This window comes from Streptomyces sp. JH14 (assembly GCF_029428675.1).
Taxonomy (GTDB): Bacteria; Actinomycetota; Actinomycetes; order Streptomycetales; family Streptomycetaceae; genus Streptomyces.
Map to the genome: position 1 here is coordinate 4,210,020 of NZ_JAJNEL010000001.1, position 18,848 is coordinate 4,228,867.

16 protein-coding genes are annotated in these 18,848 nt (G+C 71.5%); 7 read left to right on the forward strand and 9 right to left on the reverse strand.

Annotated features, from left to right (window positions below; genetic code table 11):
* Nucleotides 1-67: 67 nt before the first annotated feature.
* Nucleotides 68-2,068, forward strand: coding sequence for a DNA helicase RecQ (recQ, locus tag LRD69_RS19025; protein ID WP_277327783.1), 2,001 nt, complete (start codon nucleotides 68-70; stop codon nucleotides 2,066-2,068).
* Nucleotides 2,069-2,200: 132 nt separating this feature from the next.
* On the opposite strand, the gene LRD69_RS19030 is transcribed toward recQ, so the two are convergent.
* From LRD69_RS19030 to LRD69_RS19040, 3 genes are all read right to left on the reverse strand, one after another.
* On the reverse strand, nucleotides 2,201-2,887 hold the full coding sequence (locus LRD69_RS19030; RefSeq protein ID WP_277327784.1) for a GPP34 family phosphoprotein: 687 nt from the start codon (nucleotides 2,885-2,887) through the stop codon (nucleotides 2,201-2,203).
* A complete protein-coding gene (gene fahA / locus LRD69_RS19035) occupies nucleotides 2,884-4,113 on the reverse strand; it encodes a fumarylacetoacetase (RefSeq protein WP_277327785.1) in 1,230 nt (409 codons plus the stop codon). Before fahA ends, LRD69_RS19030 begins: the two co-directional genes overlap by 4 nt.
* A 136-nt stretch (nucleotides 4,114-4,249) precedes the next feature.
* Nucleotides 4,250-6,256 (reverse strand): CocE/NonD family hydrolase, encoded by a 2,007-nt coding sequence (locus tag LRD69_RS19040; RefSeq protein ID WP_277327786.1) that lies wholly within the window; start codon nucleotides 6,254-6,256, stop codon nucleotides 4,250-4,252.
* Nucleotides 6,257-6,738: 482 nt separating this feature from the next.
* On the opposite strand from LRD69_RS19040, the gene LRD69_RS19045 reads away from it, so the two are divergent.
* The 5 genes from LRD69_RS19045 (at nucleotide 6,739) to LRD69_RS19065 (ending at nucleotide 12,099) form a co-directional block, all read left to right on the forward strand.
* Nucleotides 6,739-7,749: a polyprenyl synthetase family protein gene (locus tag LRD69_RS19045; protein WP_277327787.1), complete on the forward strand. Its 1,011-nt coding sequence runs from the start codon at nucleotides 6,739-6,741 to the stop codon at nucleotides 7,747-7,749.
* A gap of 239 nt (nucleotides 7,750-7,988) precedes the next feature.
* On the forward strand, nucleotides 7,989-9,260 hold the full coding sequence (locus LRD69_RS19050) for a DUF2092 domain-containing protein (RefSeq protein WP_277327788.1): 1,272 nt from the start codon (nucleotides 7,989-7,991) through the stop codon (nucleotides 9,258-9,260).
* Nucleotides 9,261-9,368: 108 nt separating this feature from the next.
* Nucleotides 9,369-10,355: an ABC transporter ATP-binding protein gene (locus LRD69_RS19055; protein ID WP_277327789.1), complete on the forward strand. Its 987-nt coding sequence runs from the start codon at nucleotides 9,369-9,371 to the stop codon at nucleotides 10,353-10,355.
* Nucleotides 10,342-11,232 carry an ABC transporter permease gene (locus LRD69_RS19060; RefSeq protein WP_277327790.1) on the forward strand — a complete coding sequence of 297 codons (891 nt, stop codon included), beginning with the start codon at nucleotides 10,342-10,344 and terminating at the stop codon, nucleotides 11,230-11,232. The genes LRD69_RS19055 and LRD69_RS19060 overlap by 14 nt, the downstream gene beginning before the upstream one ends.
* A gap of 213 nt (nucleotides 11,233-11,445) precedes the next feature.
* A complete protein-coding gene (locus LRD69_RS19065) occupies nucleotides 11,446-12,099 on the forward strand; it encodes a TetR/AcrR family transcriptional regulator (protein ID WP_277327791.1) in 654 nt (217 codons plus the stop codon).
* Between the two features lie 23 nt (nucleotides 12,100-12,122).
* On the opposite strand, the gene LRD69_RS19070 is transcribed toward LRD69_RS19065, so the two are convergent.
* The 6 genes from LRD69_RS19070 to LRD69_RS19095 all read right to left on the reverse strand — a co-directional run bounded on the left by LRD69_RS19070 (nucleotide 12,123) and on the right by LRD69_RS19095 (nucleotide 18,315).
* Nucleotides 12,123-12,674 carry an NAD(P)H-dependent oxidoreductase gene (locus LRD69_RS19070; RefSeq protein WP_277327792.1) on the reverse strand — a complete coding sequence of 184 codons (552 nt, stop codon included), beginning with the start codon at nucleotides 12,672-12,674 and terminating at the stop codon, nucleotides 12,123-12,125.
* 165 nt (nucleotides 12,675-12,839) lie between these two features.
* Nucleotides 12,840-13,646, reverse strand: coding sequence for an HAD family hydrolase (locus LRD69_RS19075; protein WP_277327793.1), 807 nt, complete (start codon nucleotides 13,644-13,646; stop codon nucleotides 12,840-12,842).
* Nucleotides 13,647-13,789: 143 nt separating this feature from the next.
* Nucleotides 13,790-14,239, reverse strand: a complete 450-nt coding sequence (locus LRD69_RS19080; protein WP_277327794.1) for a VOC family protein — start codon at nucleotides 14,237-14,239, stop codon at nucleotides 13,790-13,792.
* 138 nt (nucleotides 14,240-14,377) lie between these two features.
* Complete coding sequence (locus tag LRD69_RS19085; protein WP_277327795.1) at nucleotides 14,378-16,132, reverse strand: hypothetical protein; 1,755 nt, start codon at nucleotides 16,130-16,132, stop codon at nucleotides 14,378-14,380.
* A 190-nt stretch (nucleotides 16,133-16,322) separates the two neighbouring features.
* Nucleotides 16,323-17,315 carry an EamA family transporter RarD gene (gene rarD / locus LRD69_RS19090; RefSeq protein ID WP_277327796.1) on the reverse strand — a complete coding sequence of 331 codons (993 nt, stop codon included), beginning with the start codon at nucleotides 17,313-17,315 and terminating at the stop codon, nucleotides 16,323-16,325.
* 139 nt (nucleotides 17,316-17,454) lie between these two features.
* Complete coding sequence (locus LRD69_RS19095) at nucleotides 17,455-18,315, reverse strand: SDR family oxidoreductase (RefSeq protein ID WP_277327797.1); 861 nt, start codon at nucleotides 18,313-18,315, stop codon at nucleotides 17,455-17,457.
* Nucleotides 18,316-18,426: 111 nt separating this feature from the next.
* Here LRD69_RS19095 and LRD69_RS19100 point away from each other — a divergent pair, with 111 nt between their 5' ends.
* The gene (locus LRD69_RS19100) at nucleotides 18,427-18,822 is read left to right on the forward strand and encodes a helix-turn-helix domain-containing protein (RefSeq protein ID WP_277327798.1); all 396 of its coding nucleotides are present in this window, start codon (nucleotides 18,427-18,429) and stop codon (nucleotides 18,820-18,822) included.
* The last annotated feature ends 26 nt before the right edge of the window (nucleotides 18,823-18,848 follow it).

Genomic DNA, 18,848 nt, shown 5'->3' on the forward strand with positions numbered 1-18,848 from the left:
CAGGGGACGGCGCAGGACAGAACAGGGCAGACCCCCGGGGAGAGCGATGGGCGGGACGGGCGTGACCATGGACGTGACCGAGAGCACCGAGAGCGAGGCGCAGCGGACGCTGCACCGGGTGTTCGGGTACGAGGCGTTCCGCGGCGAGCAGGAAGCGGTCGTCGACCATGTGGTGGCGGGCGGAGACGCCGTCGTCCTGATGCCGACCGGTGGCGGAAAGTCCCTCTGCTACCAGATCCCGGCCCTCGTCCGACCCGGTACGGGCGTGGTGATCTCGCCGCTGATCGCCCTCATGCAGGACCAGGTGGACGCGTTGCGGGCGCTCGGTGTGCGCGCCGGATTCATCAACTCCACGCTGGACTTCGACGAACGCCGGGTGCGCGAGGCCGAGTTCCTCGCCGGCGAGCTCGACGTGCTCTACCTGGCGCCGGAGCGGCTGCGCCTGGACTCCACGCTCGATCTGCTCGCACGCGGCAGCATCTCCGTCTTCGCCGTCGACGAGGCACACTGCGTCGCCCAGTGGGGCCACGACTTCCGGCCGGACTATCTGGCCCTGTCCGTGCTCGGCGAGCGCTGGCCCGACGTACCGCGGATCGCCCTGACCGCGACGGCGACGAACGCCACGCACCAGGAGATCACCCAGCGCCTCGGCATGCCCGGTGCGAAGCACTTCGTGGCCAGCTTCGACCGGCCCAACATCCAGTACCGGATCGTGCCGAAGTCCGACCCCAAGAAGCAGTTGCTGACCTTCCTCAAGGAGGAGCACGCCGGGGACGCGGGCATCGTCTACTGCCTCTCGCGCGCCTCGACGGAGAAGACCGCCGAGTACCTCTGCCGCAACGGCATCGAGGCAGTGCCGTACCACGCGGGTCTGGACGCCGGGACGCGGGCGCGCCACCAGGCACGGTTCCTGCGCGAGGACGGCCTGATCGTCGTCGCGACGATCGCGTTCGGGATGGGCATCGACAAGCCGGACGTGCGGTTCGTCGCCCACCTCGACCTGCCGAAGTCCGTCGAGGGCTACTACCAGGAGACCGGCCGCGCGGGCCGCGACGGGCTGCCGTCCACGGCCTGGATGGCGTACGGCCTCCAGGACGTCGTGCAGCAGCGCAAGCTGATCCAGGGCGGTGAGGGCGACGAGGCGTTCCGCCGTCGCGCGGCCGCCCACCTCGACGCGATGCTCGCCCTGTGCGAGACCGCCGACTGCCGCCGCGCCCGGCTGCTGACGTACTTCGGCCAGGATCCGCAGAAGGCGGCCTGCGCCAACTGCGACACCTGCCTGACCCCGCCCGAGACCTGGGACGGCACGGTGGCCGCGCAGAAGCTGCTGTCCGCCGTGGTGCGGCTGAAGCGGGAGCGGGGCCAGAAGTTCGGCGCGGGCCAGGTCATCGACATCCTGCTGGGCCGCAAGACCGCGAAGGTCATCCAGTTCGACCACGACCAGCTGTCGGTGTTCGGCATCGGCGCAGAGCTGTCCGAGGCGGAATGGCGGGGCGTGGTGCGGCAGTTGCTGGCCCAGGGGCTGCTGGAGGTCGAGGGCGAGTACGGCACGCTGGTGCTGACCGGGGAGAGCGGCTCGGTGCTCGGCCGGGAGCGGGAGGTACGGCTGCGCAAGGAGGCGCCGAAGCCCGCGTCGCGGTCCTCGAAGGGTGAGCGGAGCCCGAAGGCGTCGGCGGCCGTCGCCGAGCTGGCCCCGGAGGCCGTACCGGTCTTCGAGGCACTGCGCGCCTGGCGCGGCGCACGGGCGAAGGAGCAGGGCGTTCCGGCGTACGTCATCTTCCACGACGCGACGCTGCGCGAGATCGCGTCCGTGCGCCCCGCCTCCCTGGCCGAGCTGGGCACGGTCAGCGGCCTCGGCGAGAAGAAGCTGGTGACGTACGGGGAGGGGGTGCTGGAGGTGCTCGCGTCGCTCGGGGCGGCCGGGGCGCCCGCGCCGGGCGACGGGGAGCCGGCCGCGCATCGGGTGGGGGCTACCCGTCAGCCGGCGGCCCCGCGCCCGGTCGCACCCGCGGTCCCGGATGCGGACCCCGAGTTCGGCTGGGACGAGGAGCCGCCCGAGTATGAGTGAGCCCGGGGCCGGGCGGTGCCGGACAGTCCCGCGGCTGTCCGGGGCGTGTGCGCCGGAAACCGGATCGGGCCCCGACCGGGGCTGACCGCCTCACGCCGCGGTCAGCCCCTGCACCCGTGGCCCTGCCCGCGGTCAGTCGCCGTCGTCGCTGCTTCCTCCGCTGCCGCCCGCGCTCCCGCCGCTCCCGTTCGCCTTGTCCTGACGGACGTTCCGGTGCACCGCGTGCGCGGTCCACTCCTGGTGTACGAGGTCGCGCATCGCCGAACGGGCCCTCCAGCCGCCCTGCGCCACCGCGCTCGACAGACCGATCGCCGAGACCAGCGCGGCCAGTGTGCGGCTGCGAGGGTCTGGGAAGCCGGCCGTCTGGGCGGCCGTGAAGCGTTCCCGGACCGCGGCCGGCAGGTCCGGGGCCGCCGCCGGGTGGCGGTGGTACGGCAGCAGGCCGAGGAAGCGGTGGGTCTCCCTGCGCAGGACCGCGCGGCCGACCAGGTGGCCCAGGCACAGCTCCTCGACGTGCCGGCCGGTCCGCCGGATCCATCGCTTCGCGCTGACGCCGCCGGTGAATCCGCCCTTGTCCGGGGCCGGCAGACTCCCCAGGACCTGTGCGAGGAGCGGGTCCTGGGGAGCCAGCGGGTTGATCACCCGTATCCGGCCGAGCTGCTCGGTGATCCGGCCCTGGAGCTCCAGCTCTGCGAGGACCGCGCCCGCCATCCCGTACTCCAGGAAGCGGTTGCGGCAGTACGGTCTGCCCCGCTGCGGGTCCAGTGCGAGCAGCAGCAGTTCCTCGGGGAGCGTGAGTCCCGGGTGGGCCGGGGTCATGGTGTCGGCACGATTCGGCCCGTCACTTCGCCGAGACCCACCCGGGTGCCGTGCGGCCCCGGCGCCCAGGCCGTCAGGGTCACCTCGTCGCCGTCCTCCAGGAAGGTCCGCTTCCCGTTCGGGAGGTCCAGCGGGTCGCGGCCGTTCCAGGTGAGTTCGAGGAGCGAGCCGCGCTGGCCGGGCTCGGTGCCGCTGACGGTGCCGGAGCCGTACAGATCGCCGGTACGCAGCGACGCACCGTTCACCGTCATGTGCGCCAGCATCTGGGCGGCCGTCCAGTACATGGTGGCGAACGGCGGCTCGGCCACCGGCTGCCCGTTGATCGCGACGGTGATCCGCAGGTCGAGGCCGCCGGGCTCGTCCTCGCCCCCGTCCTCCAGATAGGGGAGGAGCGGGAAGTCCCGGGCGGGCGGTGCGATCCGGGCCGCGTCCAGTGCCTCGAGCGGGGTCACCCACGCCGATACGGATGTGGCGAAGGACTTGCCGAGGAACGGTCCCAGCGGGACGTACTCCCACGCCTGGATGTCGCGCGCCGACCAGTCGTTGAGCAGCGAGAGCCCGAAGACATGGTCGCGGAAGTCGCCGAGTGCGACCGGCCGGCCCTGCTCGGAGGGAACCCCCACCACGAAGCCGACCTCGGCCTCGATGTCCAGCTTGACGGAGGGGCCGAAGACGGGGGCGGCGTCGGACGGTGCCTTGCGCTGGCCCGAGGGGCGCACCACGTCCGTACCGGAGACGACGACGGTGCCGGACCGGCCGTGGTAGCCGATCGGGAGGTGCTTCCAGTTGGGGGTGAGCGCGACGCCGTCCGGGCGGAAGATCTTCCCGACGTTGGTGGCGTGGTTCTCGCTCGCGTAGAAGTCGACGTAGTCCGCGACGGCGTACGGCAGATGGAGCGTCACCGCGTCGACGGGGTGCAGCAGCGGCTCGATGTCGGCACGGTGGGCCGGGACCGTCACCCAGGCGGTGAGCGCCCGCCGGACGTCACGCCAGGCGGTGCGGCCGGCAGCGAGCAGCGCGGTCAGGTCCGGCTGGGCGAGGAGCTGTGCGTAGGGCGAGCCGAGCGCGTGCGCCGCGGCCCCCGCGTCCAGCACGTGGCTGCCGATGCGGACGCCGACCCGGCGCTCCCCGGGGTGGCCGGTCGTGGAGAACACACCGTACGGAAGGTTGTGCGGACCGAAGGGGTCGCCCTCGGCCAGATCGAGCGGACTGCTCTGCTCGGGCATCTGTTGCTGCCTCGCTTTCAAGGTCGCTTGGGGGACACGTTACGTCGACGCGGCCGTCTCGCGGCAGTGCCCCAACTACGCCCGATGCCCGGAAAGTTCCTTCGTACGCCCATGTGGGAGAGGGTGCGGAGCCGATTCAGCCCGCCGTGCGCGCGATCCGCTTCTCCCAGGTGCGGTGGAAGACGATCTCGCTGCCGTCCGTGCACACCACCTCGTCGAAGGTGAGGAAGTCGGTCTCGTCCGCACTGATCTCGGACCGTGTCTCGATCTTCACGTCCCACTTCACGTCCTCGGCCGTCTCCGGCCGGTGGAGCCGGATCGTCCACCGGGAGCGGGTGCGCGCGGACAGCGGGTCGTCCTCCTGGATCGTGTACGTCTCCTCCGCGTCCTCGGTGACTTCGAGACCGTCCGGGTAGACGCGCGTGCCGCCGTGGCGCGGGTCGGTCTCCAGCCGCCATTCACCCTTGGCGACGTCGCGGACCACCAGGCGCTCGGGGCGCGGCTCGTCGAGCGTCACCGGCTGGACGACGCCGAGCGGCTCCGAGTGCTCCGCCTCCTCGAACATGATGGGCGGATCCTCGGTGCGGCGGCGCACCGGCAGTTCGACGAAGCTGCCGTCCGCGTCCAGGGTGAATCCCGCCGAACCGGCCTGCGGCCAGATCCACGGCCAGTACGAGGAGGAGACGGCGAGTCTGATCCGGTGGCCGGGCGGGAAGGCGTATCCGATGCCGTTCAGCTCGAACGTGACGTCCTCCGTGGCGCCCACCGGCCAGTCGTCGGAGCGGTCGAGGCCGTGCCGGGCGGACAGGTTGAGGAAGCCGCGGGTGACGAGGGTGGAGGAGCCGTCGGGTGCGACGTCGCAGAGCCGGGCGATCGCCTGGCCGCGCGGTACGTCCATCCGGATCCGGAGCTTCACCTTCGGACGTCCCAGGATCTCGATCGGGGCGTTCTCGACGGGGAACTCGAAGGAGACCGACTTGGCGTCCTCGTCACGTTGGTCGGGCGGCAGATCGGCGTCGCTGCCGATCGGGACGAAGCGCCCGGCGTCCAGCCCGGTCTGCTGCGGCGAGCGGACGGTCTGCGGCCCGCCCCGGAGGGCGTACGTGAGGGGCGTGACGTTCTCCGAGGGCCAGCCGGTGTCGCCGACCCACCGGCCGGGAAGCGACTCGTACACCGTGGCGGGCCGGTGCGACCCGCTGATCCAGGACCGCAGCAGCGGCTCGGACATGACGCCGGTGTCCTTGTCCTTGAGGTGCTGGTCCCACCAGCGCAGCGTCTCCTGGAGGAACCCGATCGACGGCCCCGGCGGCAGGCCGCCGTCCGGATACTGGTGCGACCACGGCCCGATCAGCCCGCGCACCCTCGCCGGGTCGAGGCGCTCGACGAGCCGCAGGACGGTGTCGCGGTGCGGGTCGTGCCAGCCGCCCACCGCGAGCACATGCGCCTGGATGGCGGAGCAGTCCTCGCGGGCACTGCCCCGGGTCCAGTAGGCGTCGCGGGTCTGGTGTGCCAGCCAGGTGTGGATGTACGGGGCGACCCCTTCGAGCCGCTTCAGCCACAGGTCCGTCCAGTCATCGCCGACGTACGCCGGGTCCGGTGGCCGGGCGGTGAAGGCCAGCAGCGCCGCCGCCCTGGCGTGCATCTCGACGGCGAGGACCGAGCCGCCCAGGTAGTGGACGTCGTTGTCGTACCGGTCGTCGGACGAACAGACCGCGACGATCGCCTTCAGCGGCTCGGGGGCGAGCGCGGCGATCCGGAGTGCGTCGAAGCCGCCCCAGGAGATCCCCAGCATGCCGACCCGGCCGGAGCACCACTCCTGCTGGGCCAGCCAGTGGACGACGGCGACCCCGTCGGCCAGCTCCGTGGTGTCGTGCGCGTCGCCCGGCAGCCCCTCGCTGTTGCCGTGCCCGCGCAGATCGACCCGTACGCAGGCGTAGCCGTGGCCGGCGTACCAGGGGTGGCGCTGCCGGTCGCGCGCCGATGTCCAGTCGCTCAGCCGGTACGGCAGGTACTCGAGGAGCGCCGGCACGGGTTCGTCGGTGACCGGACGCCAGATCCGGGCGTAGAGCTGTGTGCCGCCCGGCAGCGGGATCCAGACGTCCTCGTGGGCCGTGTCGTACGGGAACCGGGTGCGGATGTGCATGGCGTACCTCGGGGGACGGGGTGCGACGGGACGCAGGGTGCGCCCGGGCCGGGGTGCGGCGGGGCGGTGCCGGCCGGCACGGGCGGGAAACCGGCGTCGTGGTTACGCCCGGCCAGGTGACGCCGGCCGTGTATGTACCGGACCGGGCCGGAGCTCGTCGCGCGGCCGGCAGGCCGTGACGTGGCGGTGCCGGCCCGCGCGGTCCCCGGGCGGCCCGGGGGAGGCCCGGACAGGGCCCGGACGAGGCCCGGGAACGGCCGGGAGGAGGCATGGCCGTCGCCGGGTGGCGGCCGGGTCCGTCCGGCTTCGGCGGCGCTGTGGGACCAAGGGACAACTCCTGATCGGATGAGCTGAACCCGAACATACCGGCGGTGGCGGGAAGGCGCCCACGGTGATCGAAAGGGGACCGGATACGCTGACTTGAGTGATGGCAGCGACACATCGACATTCCGTGTGATCGTCAGCAGACAGGAGATCCCCTCGTGACCGTCGTCGGGCCGTTCGGACTGAGCGTGCGGGACCAGGCTCTTGAGGCCGATGTCCAGACCGGTTTGGCCGCTGTCGAGGCGGGGCTGCTCGATGCCACCAAGAGCGACGTCCCGTTCATCACAGAGGCCGCGCAGCATCTCGTACGGGCGGGGGGCAAGCGTTTCCGGCCGATGCTGGCGATGCTGGCGTCCCAGTTCGGTGACGCCGACGCGCCGGGTGTCGTGCCGTCCGCCGTGGTGGTCGAGCTGACGCATCTCGCCACGCTCTACCACGACGACGTGATGGACGAGGCGAACGTACGCCGCGGGGTCGACAGCGCCAACACCCGGTGGGGCAACTCGGTGGCCGTGCTGACCGGCGACTTCCTCTTCGCCCGTGCCTCGCACATACTGGCCGACCTCGGTCCGGAGGCCGTCCGCATCCAGGCGGAGGCGTTCGAGCGCCTGGTCACCGGCCAGATCCTGGAGACCGCGGGCCCGCGCGACGGCCGCGACCCGGTCGAGCACTACCTCGAGGTGATGCGCGGCAAGACCGGCTCGCTGATCGCCGTGGCCTGCCGGTTCGGCGCGATGATGTCCGGCGCCGACGAGTCGGCCGTCGACATCCTCACCCAGTACGGGGAACGGCTCGGCGTCGCCTTCCAGCTCGCCGACGACGTGCTCGACATCGCCTCCGACACCCACGAGTCCGGCAAGACCCCCGGCACGGACCTGCGCGAGGGCATCCCGACGCTCCCCGTGCTGCATCTGCGGGCGCAGGCGGCCGCCGACGGCAAGCCGGACGACCTGGAGCTGCTGGAGCTGCTCGACGGCGATCTCGGCGACGACGACCGGCTCGCCGAGGCGCTCTGCCGGCTGCGCGCGCACCCCGCGCTGGAGCAGGCCCGGCGCGACACGATCCGGTACGCGCAGGAGGCGCGGGCGACGCTGGCGCCGCTGCCGGCGTGCTACGCGAAGTCCGCGCTGGAAGAACTGTGCGACCTCGTGGTGCACCGCGCGGGCTGACCCCGTCCGGCGAGCTGTGCACCCGTGCCCCCGCCCGGACCCCTACGGGTCGGGGGAGGTACGGGTGGGCGGTGTCATACCGCAGAGGTACGCGGAGTTGCTCCCGCGGGCTGACGCCTCGCCAGGAAGATTTTGGTCAGATGGAGAACAACCACTCCTGACCAAAACGGGTGAGAATGGCGGCACGGAGTGGACGAGTGCATCCGACGGAAGCCGCCGACCACGGAGGTAGGGCACACATGGCACCGAACGACAGCGCAGGGACCACCGGCAACGCCGCGGACGAGGTCACCGGCACCACGGTCGGCCGCCGCAAGGCGGCGCGCTACATCGTCCCGGTAGCGGTGGCGGGGGTGGCGGCCGCGACGATCGGGCTGGTCCCGGCGCTCGCGGACACCGGTGACCCCGATCTGCCGGAGATCACTGCGCAGCAGCTCATCGAGAAGATCGCAGCGTCGGACACCGAGCAGCTCTCCGGCACGGTGAAGATCAGCACCGACCTCGGCATCCCGTCGCTGGGCGGGATCGCAGGCCTGGCGCTGCCGGGCGGCGGCGACGGACCACAGGGCGGTTCGAGCGCCGACCCGCAGCAGAAGCTGACGGAGCTCGCCTCCGGCACGCACACCCTGCGGGTGGCCGCCGACGGCCCCGACAAGCAGCGCGTCTCGATACTGGACAGCGCCGCGGAGTACAGCGTGATCCGCAACGGGGACCAGGTCTGGGCGTACGACAGCAAGTCCAACGAGGCGTACCACGCGACCGAGGACAAGGCTTCGGGCCGAGCGGAGGAGCACGACGGGGCCAGGGCTTCTCAGGGCGTTCCGGCGACCCCGAAGGCCTTCGCCGAAGAGGCACTGAAGATGGCCGGACCCACCACCTCGGTGACGGTCGACGGCACGGCGCAGGTCGCCGGGCGCGACGCGTACAAGCTGGTCATCAAGCCCAGGCAGGGCGGCTCGACGATCGGCGCGATCACGGTCGCGGTCGACGCGAAGAACGGCGTACCGCTGAAGTTCACGCTCTCCCCGAGCAGCGGCGGGAAGGCGGCCGTCGACGCAGGGTTCACCAGCGTCGACTTCGGCGCTCCGGCTGCTTCCTCGTTCACGTTCACCCCGCCGAAGGGCGCCAAGGTGACCGAGGCCGACGAGGCGAAGGCGGAGAAGAAGGCGGGGAAGCAGGCTCCGGACTTCACCGTGCCCGGCGGCCCGGCCGGGCTGGACGAGCTGGCCGGCGGCAAGGGCGTGAAGGTCATCGGCGAGGGCTGGAGCGCGATAGCGGAGATCGAGGCGCCGGGCGGAAAGGCGGTCCCGACGTCACCGAAGTCCGGCGACGCGCCGCCTGCGGCACAGGAGTTCCTGGACTCGTTCGGCGACAAGGTCACCGGGAAGTTCGGCTCGGGCACGGTCTTCAGGACCCGCCTGGTCAACGCCCTGGTGACGGACGACGGCAAGGTCTACGTCGGTCTGGTCACCAAGGACGAACTCGTCAGGGCAGCGGACAACGCCGCCTGACGTACCGGCAGTTCACGCATGTCCCAGCACCTCTCGCACCGCGCGACCGCCCCGCCGTACGCTCCGTACGGCGGGGCGGTCCGTTACCCGACCCCTGGGGAGTCACGCATGACAGAGCCCGGTGCCGTGACCGTGTCCGAGGCGGAGCCCCGGACCGGAACGGCCGTGATCGAGACCCGCGGACTGACCAAGCGCTACCGCGGCGGTCAGCTCGCCGTCGACGGACTCGACCTCAGCGTCCCCGACGGCAGCGTCTTCGGCTTCCTCGGGCCCAACGGCTCCGGGAAGACCACCACGATCCGGATGCTGATGGGCCTGATCGACCCGACGTCGGGCACCGCCCGGGTGCTCGGCCACCCCATGCCGGGCGCGGGCCGGACCGTGCTCCCGCAGGTCGGAGCGCTGATCGAAGGGCCCGCCCTGTACGGGTTCCTGACCGGCCGGGACAATCTCGTACGGTACGACTCGGCCGACCCGACCGCCGATCCGCGCACCCGCCGCGACCGGGTCGAGGCCGCGCTGGACCGGGTCGGGCTCGGCGCCGCGGCGGGCAAGAAGGCGAAGGCGTACTCGCTGGGCATGAAGCAGCGCCTCGGCCTGGCGGCCGCCCTCCTCCAGCCGCGTCGACTCCTCGTCCTGGACGAGCCGACCAACGGCCTCGACCCGCAAGGGATGCGAGAGATCCGCAACCTGGTCCGGGAGCTGGCGGCCGACGGCACCACCGTCTTCCTCTCCTCCCACCTCCTCGACGAGATCGAGCAGGTCTGCACGCACGCCGCCGTGATGGCCCGGGGGCGGCTGGTCATCCAGGGCCCGGTCGCCGACCTCGCGGCCGGCGCCCGCGGCCGGCTCGCCGTCACCACCCCCGACCCGGGTGACGCGGCCCGCATCCTCAAGGAGCTGGGCGTCACCGGCATCACCGCCGACGGCGACCGGGTCAGCGCCGAGGCCCCTCCGGGCGATGTCGAACTCGCCGACCTGAACGGGGCGTTGGTCCGCGGCGGGGTGCGCGTACGGTCGTTCGGCGTCGAACGGGCCTCGCTGGAGGACGCCTTCGTCGCACTCACCGGAGAGGGATTCGATGTCGCAGGCTGAAGCAGTCGCACGCACCGGGGCGGACCGGCCCCGCAACCCGCTGTGGACCTTCGGGATCCTCCGCTCCGAACTGGCCACGACACTGCGCCGCTGGCGCACGCTCGCGCTGCTCGGGGTGCTGGCCGCCGTTCCCGTACTGATCGGGATCGCGGTGAAGATCGAGACGGGCGACGGGTCGCCGACGGGTCCGGGCAGGGGGGACGGCGGCCCGGCGTTTCTCTCCCAGGTGACCAACAACGGCCTGTTCCTGGTTTTCGCCGCCCTCGCCGCGACCCTCCCGGTCTTCCTCCCGATGGCCGTCGGCGTCATCGCCGGCGATGCGATCGCAGGTGAGGCCGGTGCGGGCACCCTGCGCTATCTGCTGGTCGCCCCCGCCGGCCGGACCCGGCTGCTGCTCGCCAAGTACGCCTCCACGCTGGTGTTCTGCCTGCTCGCCACGGTGGTCGTGGCGGCGTCGGCGCTCGCCGTCGGGGCGCTGCTGTTCCCGGTCGGGGAGGTCACGACGATCTCCGGGACGCAGATCGGCTTCGGCGAGGGTCTGCTGCGGGCCGGCCTGATCGCGGTGGCCGTGGCGGCCTCGCTGACCGGATTCGCGGCGCTCGGGCTGTTCGTGTCGACGCTCACCGGCAGCGGGATCGCGGCGATGGCCACGACGGTCGGGGTGCTGATCACCGTGCAGATCCTCGACTCGATCCCGCAGCTGAGCGGCATCCACCCGTATCTCTTCCCGCACTACTGGCTGTCCTTCGCGGACCTGCTGCGCGACCCCGTCTACTGGGACCAGGTGGTCAAGAACCTGGGGCTGCAGGGTCTGTACGTGGCGGTGTTCGGCTCGGCGGCCTGGGCGCGATTCACGGCGAAGGACATCACCGCCTGAACGGGCGGGCGCGCACGGCCGGTTGTTGGTTCCGTCCGTGCCGTCGGCCGGGCGAGCCGTCCCCCGATCGGCTCGTCGCAGCACGAACGGCACGAACGGTGCGAACAGCGGGCACGACCCGACACGGCACGTTCCGTTTCCGCCTGGGTATTGTTCGACTTTTGGCGACGAACTGTCAACAAGGATGGGACCGAACACCCCTATGCTCACCGAATGATCACATCGCCGAGTTCTCTGCGCCGCAGCGAGCGATCACGACGGGCGACCCTGGATGCCGCCCTCGCGCTGTGCACGGAGAAGGGATACGGCCGCGTCACCATCGAGGCGATCGCGGGCCGGGCGGGCGTCAGCAAGAAGACGATCTACCGCTGGTGGCCGTCAAAGAGTGCGGTGCTGCTGGAGGCGTTCACGGAGGCGCTGGTCGACGCCACACCGTTCGTCGACACCGGTGACATCGCCGCCGACATCCGCACCCATGTGACGGGTGCGGTGAGACTGCTCTCCACGCCGCCGTTCGGCCCCGCGTACGCAGGGATCCTCTCCGAGATCCACCATGACGACGAACTCGCCGAAACGGTCCGCACCCAGCTGATCGAACCCCGCTTCGAGGCGGCGGTGGCCCGTCTGCGTCAGGCCCAGGAGCAGGGGCAGATCCCGCCCGGCGCGAATCTTCCGCTGGCCGTGGAGATGCTCTACGGGCCGGTCTACTACCGCCATGTGCTGCGCAAGCCCCCGCAGGACGACGCGACGATCGCGGCGCTGGTCGTGCATGTATTGCGCTCGCTGGGTGCCCGGGCGGAGCTGGAGCCGGCCGCTCCGGCGGCGGTCGGCCCGGAGCCGGCCGCTCCGGAGGCCGCTGCTTCGTAGGCTCCTGCGGCCGGTGTCCGGCGTCAGCCGAAGAAGTGCTTGGCGTGGGCGGTGGTGGCCGGGTCGTTCAGCACGTCGCCGGGCCGGTTGCCGGTTCCCAGCAGCATCCCGCCCCACTCCATCCGCATGTACGAGGCGATGGTACGCAGCGTCCCGGTCGCCGGTTCGGCGACGCTCCTGTCGGCGGTCGCGAGCGAGGTGACGCCCCACAGGGTGCGTCCGGTCATCCGCTCCCTGAAGTCGACGCCGGGCACCCGCATCCACCCCGACCAGTGGTCCAGGTACCGCTTGGTGGATGTGGACATGGCATACCAGTACAGCGGTGACGCCAGCACGAGATCGGTCGCGCCGAGCGTCGCCTCCAGCAGGGTGGCTGCGTGCCCGGTGGGTGCGGGATAGCTGCCGTCGCCCTCGTGCCGCAGGTCCTCGAAATCGGGGAGCGCCGGCTCGCTCAGGTTCAGCCACCGCTGCTCGGTCCCGGTCGGCAGCTGTTCGGCGGCGAGCCGGGCGAGATCCTCGGTGTTGCCGTCGGCGCGGCTGCTGCCGAGCAGGAACAGGAACGAACGAGCGGTCATGGCGATGGGCTCCTCGGGCGGCCTGGCGTACGACGGCTTCACGCGTCTGCACTATATGCATACGCATGGAATTTGCCCAGGGGATTCATGAACCAGGAGGGCGGTCCGGGTGCCCGAGGCCGGTGCGGCCCGCTCCTTCCGTGGCAGGCCAATGCCTCCGTGCCGTCAGCCGAACAGCCGCTCCAGCACCGTCGCGACCCCGTCCTCGCCGTTCGACAGCGTCACCTCGTCCGCTGCCGCCTTCAGTTCGGGATGGGCGTCGGCCATCGCGACGCCGTACCCGGACCGGCGGAACATCGGCAGATCGTTGGGCATGTCCCCGAAGGCGATCGCCGCCGCCGGATCCAGCCCCAGGACCTCGGCGGCGAGCGCCAGCCCGGTGCCCTTGTCCACGCCGTACGGCTGGAGTTCGACCGTGCCGGGGCCGGACAGGGTGACGGTCGCCAGATCGCCGACGACCGTGCGGGCGGCCTCGGCGAGGGCGTCGTCCGTCAGCTCCGGGTGACGGACGAGGACCTTGATGATCGGCGCGGCCCACAGCTCCTCGCGGCGACCGATCCGCACGGCGGGCAACGCGGGATGCGGCATCAGATAGCCCGGCTCGATCAGCGTCCGGCCGTCGGTTCCGTCCTGGTCCACGGCCGCGAAGACCGGGCCCACCTGTGCCTCGATCTTGCCGAGAGCGGTGTCGGCCAGCTCCCGGTCCAGGGTGGCCGCGCTGATCATGCGCCCGGACCCGGCGTCGTACAGCTGGGTGCCCTGCCCGCAGACCGCCGGACCCCGGTAGTCCAGCCCTGCGAGCAGGCTCCGTATGCCGGGCACCGGCCGCCCGGTGACCACTATGTGCCGCGCCCCCGCCGCGGTGGCCCGCGCGAGCGCGGCACGGGAGCGGGGGCTCACGGTGTCGTCGGGGCGCAGCAGAGTGCCGTCCAGATCCGTGGCGACGAGGGCATGTGCGGGAGGCATGGGCATGGGCCAAGCCTAGGGAGATCGCCCTCCGGTCGTACGGCCCTGACCTGCGCGGACGGTCGCGCTTCGGGGCGCGGCGGCGAGCCGCCGGGGACATCGTGGGAGGAACTGTGCAGAGCGGGTGACCGTGATGGTCTCCGGGCCGGTCACTGCACGCAGAACTCGTTGCCTTCCGGATCGGCGAGCACCCACCATGTGCCCCCCGGTTCCTCCACCTTGTGCAGCCGCGTCGCGCCCAGGCCCTCCAGCCGCACCACTTCTGTCTCGCGGCGGTCCGGGCCGGCGTGCACGTCCAGGTGGAGCCGGTTCTTGCCGGTTTTCGGTTCCGGTACGCGCTGGAACAGCAGCCGGCGCCCGAGGCCCATGCCGCTCTCCTCCTCGTGCGGATCGCCCGGGTGGCGAACCGCAGCGAGGTCGCGCCAGGCCAGGCGCCCGTGCGATTCGATCGTCGCCGCCTCCGGTGCGGCTCCGAGGGCGAGCAGCCGCTCGATCAGCGGGCTGTTGTCCTCGACCAGGTAGCCGAGCGTTCCGGCCCAGAAGTCGGCCTGGCCGTGCGGGTCGGTCGCGTCGATGACTAGCTTCCAGTGCAGGGTCATGGAAACCGTTCCTAGTCGTTGCACCCGTGGGTCGGCAACCGGCGCGCGGGCCCGCTCCACCGGCGAGCGGCGACGGTCGGGTCGGGACCCGGGGCGGGAACGGCCGCCGCAGCAGCCGTTCCCGCGAGGTGGTACCGCTCAGGCGCGCCGACGGCGCAGGGTCCGGAAGCGGCCGAGGATCGCAGCTGTCGCGGCTGCGAGGAGCGCGGCAGCGGCGGCTGCCAGGTTCGTGGCGGTCAGTCCGGTGCCGAGCATGCCCGTAGGTGCGGCTTCGGTCTTGCCCGCGCTGAGGCCGCCCTCACCCGCGTCGACCGGTCCGATGGGCTGTGCGCCGTGGCTGCCGCTGCCCTTCCAGGAGCCGTGGCTGCCGCCCTTCCCGCTCCAGGAGTCGTGCTTGCCTCCGCCGTTCCAGGAGTCGTGGTTGCCGTTGTTGTCGTGCTTGCCTCCGCCGTTCCAGGAGTCGTGGCTGTCGTTGTTGTCGTGCTTGCCTCCGCCGTTCCAGGAGTCGTGGTTGCCGTTGTTGTCGTGCTTGCCTCCGCCGTTCCAGGAGTCGTGGCTGTCGTTGTTGTCGTGCTTGCCTCCGCCGTTCCAGGAGTCGTGGTTGCCGTTGTTGTCGTGCTTGCCTCCGCCGTTCCAGGAGTCGTGGTTGCCGTTGTTGTCGTGCTTGCCTCCGCCGTTCCAGGAGTCGTGGTTGCCGTTGTTGTCGTGCTTGCCTCCGCCGTTCCAGGAGTCGTGGCTGTCGTTGTTGTCGTGCTTGCCTCCGCCGTTCCAGGAGTCGTGGCTGTCGTTGTTGTCGTGCTTGCCTCCGCCGTTCCAGGAGTCGTGGTTGCCGTTGTTGTCGTGCTTGCCTCCGCCGTTCCAGGAGTGGTCGTCGTGCTTCGAGTGGGTGGGCCAGGGCTTGGGCGTCGTCGTCGGGGTGGGGGCGGGGGACGGGGCCGTGGTGGCAGTGGTTGTCGGCGACGGGGATGCGGTGTGGTGCGGCGGGCGCGTGTGATGGGGAGGCCATGCGTCGTGCGACGGCCGGCCCTCGTGCGACGGCCACGTGTCGTGCGACGGTCGGCCCTCGTGCGGCGACCAGGAGTCGTGGGGCGGGCGGGTGTGGCTCGGGGTGGGATACGGCGTCGGGCCGGGGCCGTCACCCGGTTCGGCGAAGTCCCACGTCGTGCCGTTGGCGGTGATGTCGTCGACGTACGTGTCGAGGCCGGCCGTGTTCAAACCGAGCCGGCCGACGTCGGCGATGATTCCGTAAGCCCCTGAGCAGGCCGCCGCGAAGTCGGCCAGCGAGGCGTCCGTGCCGGCCGGATGGCCGGGGACGTCCTGTGAGGTGCGCATCATGGACGCGCCGGTCAGCTCGTACTTCTGCCAGGTGTCCGGCTGCAGGTCGCTGCCCTGAGCGTCCGCGTTCCGGCCGGGTTCGAGCGACAGCGTGGTGAAGGTTTCCCCGCACCGGGAGGGGAACTGGAGGTTGGGCCCGAAGTCCGCAAGGTTGGTGTCATCGGATCGTGTGTCCGTGTAGGCCCAGTACGAGACGCCCTGATCGAGGAGCGACTGCAGGGACACGGGCGTCGCCGACGAGTTGAAGGCGTGGGCCACCTGGGACTGCTGGTCGTTCGTCACGGCCAGATGGCGACTGCCGTTCAGCTGGACCGGGTCGGACTTCGGGGCGATTTCCTGGATGCCCGGGGTCCGGCCTTCGTTGCCGTCCTGGCCTTGGCCCTGGAGGCGGAGCCAGGGTTTGCCCGGGCCGAGACCGGACGGGTTCACCACCTGCACGGTGTCGACGGCCAGGGCGGTGGGCGCGGCCGCGCAGACGAGCGCGGAAACGGCGGCGGTGGCGGTGGCCGTCCGCAGGAGTGCGCGAGAGTGTCTCGCGAGGTACCGAGTTCGGGTCATGAAACGGTAGGAAAATATAAGCAGCCGATAATATTGCGCTTACTCACCGTGACACGCTTACGGTCGCCCGACTGCCGTACGTCCTGTCCGGGTGGTCCACCGCGGTCGTCCCGGACGCCGTCGGCGACGGCGATCGCCGGGCCGGCGGCGAGGGTGCCGCCCGGCGCGACGGTCACCGCTCCCGGGCTGCTTACGAGGCGGTGTCCGCGTCCGCCGCAAGCGGCTGTGAACGCCGCTGCGGCCGGGTCCGGGGCCGCGTCGCCTGTACCGTTGCCGCAAGCTTCGCCGCCTGTGCCTTCGTCCGTCGCGCCGTCCGGAACGCGTCCCACGTCAGCATCGTGAGCGCCAGCCACACCAGTGCGAACCCGGCCCACCGCTCGGGCGGCATCGCCTCGTGGAAGTACAGGATGCCCAGGGCGAACTGGAAGACCGGGGCCAGATACTGCAGCAGCCCCAGAGTCGAGAGCGGAACCCGGATCGCCGCCGCCCCGAACAGGACCAGCGGCGCGGCCGTCACGACACCGGTCGCGGCGAGCAGCACCGGATGGCCGGTGCCGCCGGAGACGAACGTCGCGTCGCCCTGCGCACCGAGCCACAGCAGATACCCGAGCGCGGGCAGGAACAGCACCGCGGTCTCGGCGGTGAGCGACTCCAGGCCGCCCATGTTGACCTTCTTCTTCACCAGGCCGTACGTGGCGAAGGAGAACGCGAGCACCAGCGAGATCCACGGCGGACGCCCGTAACCGATCGCCAGCACGAGCACCGCCAGTACGCCCGTGGCGACCGCCACCCACTGCGCAGGGCGCAGGCGTTCGCCGAGGAGCAGAACGCCCATGGCGATGGTGACCAGCGGGTTGATGAAGTAGCCGAGCGATGCCTCGACGACATGGCCGCTGTTCACGGACCAGATGTACAGCCCCCAGTTGACGCTGATCACGGCCGCGGCGCAGGTGATCAGTGCCAGCTTCTTCGGCTGCCGCATCAGCTCGCCGATCCATGCCCAGCGGCGCAGTACGAGCAGCGCGATGCCGACGAAGGCGAGTGACCAGACCATGCGGTGGGCGAGGATCTCGATCGCACCGGACGGCTTCAGCAGCGGCCAGAACAGCGGGACGATGCCCCACAGTCCGTAGGCGCCGATACCGGACAGCAAGCCCGCCCGCTGTTCGTTCGTCCCTGCCACGGGCCCTCCCGGCATCCCTCGCGTCAGCCGTTCGGCTGCATCGTCAACTGCACGACGGTATCGCCACGAGGGCCCGGTGTCATACCCGTATCGGGATACGGTCATGACATCGGACCCGGCCGGGTCGGGGCGATGCGCCCTACGCGGCAGCGATCGCGGCGGCCACCGTCTCGGTCAGCGGCGTCGTCGGGCGGCCGATCAGGCGGGCCAGATCACCGCTCGTTCCGGCGAGCAGTCCGCGTCCGATCGCCTCGTCGACGTCGACCAGGATCGCCGCGAAGCCCTCGGGCAGACCGGCGCCGACCAGGATCTCCTGGTGCACGGCGGCGGGGACGTCGTTGTACGCGATCTCCTTGCCGGTGGCCTTCGACACCTCGGCCGCGTACTCGGCCAGCGACCAGGCGACGTCGCCGCTCAGCTCGTACGTCCTGCCGAGGTGACCCTCGCCGGTCAGTACGGCGGCCGCGGCGGCTGCGTAGTCGGCGCGCGTGGCGGAGGCGACCCGGCCGTCGCCCGCGTTGGCGACGACGGCGCCGTGCTCCAGGACCGGGGCGAGGTTCGCCGTGTAGTTCTCGGTGTACCAGCCGTTGCGCAGGAAGGTGTACGGCAGGCCGGAGTCGAGGATCAGCTGTTCGGTGACCTTGTGCTCGGCCGCCAGCCGGAAGTCGGCGGCCGGGCCGCCGAGCACGCCGGTGTACGCGAGCTGCGCGACACCCACCGTTCCGGCCGCGTCGATGACGGCGGTGTGCTGGGGTATGCGCCTGCCGACCTCGCTGCCGGAGATGAGCAGGACGCGGTCCCCCGCCTTGAAGGCGGGGGTGAGGGTCTCGGGCCGGTCGTAGTCGGCGATGCGGAGCTCGACGCCGCGGGCGGCGAGGCCGGCGGCCTTCTCCTTGTTGCGGACGACCGCGGCGATCTCGCTCGCGGGCACGGTGGCCAGCAGCCGGTCGACGACGAGGCGGCCGAGCTCTCCGGTGGCTCCGGTGACAACGATGCTCATGGGTGGTTGCTCCCTTTTGGTGGCGCTGATCCTTGTTCGGTCTCTCTGTCCAGCCACCCTAGGAGAAGCGCTAACCAAGAGAAAGTACCCACTTTGGAGTAAGGTACTGGCATGAGCGTAAGCAAGGCACCGGATGTGAACCGGCGGATGTGCCCGTCCCGGCTGGTGCTCGAACACGTCACCAGTCGCTGGGGCGTCCTGGTCCTGGCCGCGCTGCTGGAGCGGTCCTACCGCTTCAGCGAACTGCGCCGAGAGGTCGACGGCGTCAGCGAGAAGATGCTGGCCCAGACCCTGCAGACGCTGGAGCGCGACGGCTTCGTGCACCGCGACGCCAGGCCGGTGATCCCGCCGCGGGTGGACTACACGCTCACCGAGCTGGGCAGGGAGGCGGCCGAGCAGGTGTGGGGGCTGGCCCGCTGGACGGAGCGGCGCCTCGACGCCGTGCACGCGGCCCGCGAGACGTACGACGCCCGGAAGCGGCAGGCGACCGAGGACCGGGCGGGCTGAGGGAGTCCGGGCCCGGACGGACCGTG

Excerpts from the sequence above, each read along its gene's own strand:
- LRD69_RS19085 (WP_277327795.1), bottom strand. The coding sequence starts at position 16,132 with ATGACCCGAACTCGGTACCTCGCGAGACACTCTCGCGCACTCCTGCGG.
- recQ (WP_277327783.1), top strand. The coding sequence starts at position 68 with ATGGACGTGACCGAGAGCACCGAGAGCGAGGCGCAGCGGACGCTGCAC.
- LRD69_RS19080 (WP_277327794.1), bottom strand. The coding sequence starts at position 14,239 with ATGACCCTGCACTGGAAGCTAGTCATCGACGCGACCGACCCGCACGGC.
- LRD69_RS19060 (WP_277327790.1), top strand. The coding sequence starts at position 10,342 with ATGTCGCAGGCTGAAGCAGTCGCACGCACCGGGGCGGACCGGCCCCGC.
- LRD69_RS19040 (WP_277327786.1), bottom strand. The coding sequence starts at position 6,256 with ATGCACATCCGCACCCGGTTCCCGTACGACACGGCCCACGAGGACGTC.
- LRD69_RS19070 (WP_277327792.1), bottom strand. The coding sequence starts at position 12,674 with ATGACCGCTCGTTCGTTCCTGTTCCTGCTCGGCAGCAGCCGCGCCGAC.
- LRD69_RS19095 (WP_277327797.1), bottom strand. The coding sequence starts at position 18,315 with ATGAGCATCGTTGTCACCGGAGCCACCGGAGAGCTCGGCCGCCTCGTC.
- LRD69_RS19100 (WP_277327798.1), top strand. The coding sequence starts at position 18,427 with ATGAGCGTAAGCAAGGCACCGGATGTGAACCGGCGGATGTGCCCGTCC.
- LRD69_RS19030 (WP_277327784.1), bottom strand. The coding sequence starts at position 2,887 with ATGACCCCGGCCCACCCGGGACTCACGCTCCCCGAGGAACTGCTGCTG.
- LRD69_RS19075 (WP_277327793.1), bottom strand. The coding sequence starts at position 13,646 with ATGCCCATGCCTCCCGCACATGCCCTCGTCGCCACGGATCTGGACGGC.
- fahA (WP_277327785.1), bottom strand. The coding sequence starts at position 4,113 with ATGCCCGAGCAGAGCAGTCCGCTCGATCTGGCCGAGGGCGACCCCTTC.
- LRD69_RS19050 (WP_277327788.1), top strand. The coding sequence starts at position 7,989 with ATGGCACCGAACGACAGCGCAGGGACCACCGGCAACGCCGCGGACGAG.
- LRD69_RS19065 (WP_277327791.1), top strand. The coding sequence starts at position 11,446 with ATGATCACATCGCCGAGTTCTCTGCGCCGCAGCGAGCGATCACGACGG.
- LRD69_RS19055 (WP_277327789.1), top strand. The coding sequence starts at position 9,369 with ATGACAGAGCCCGGTGCCGTGACCGTGTCCGAGGCGGAGCCCCGGACC.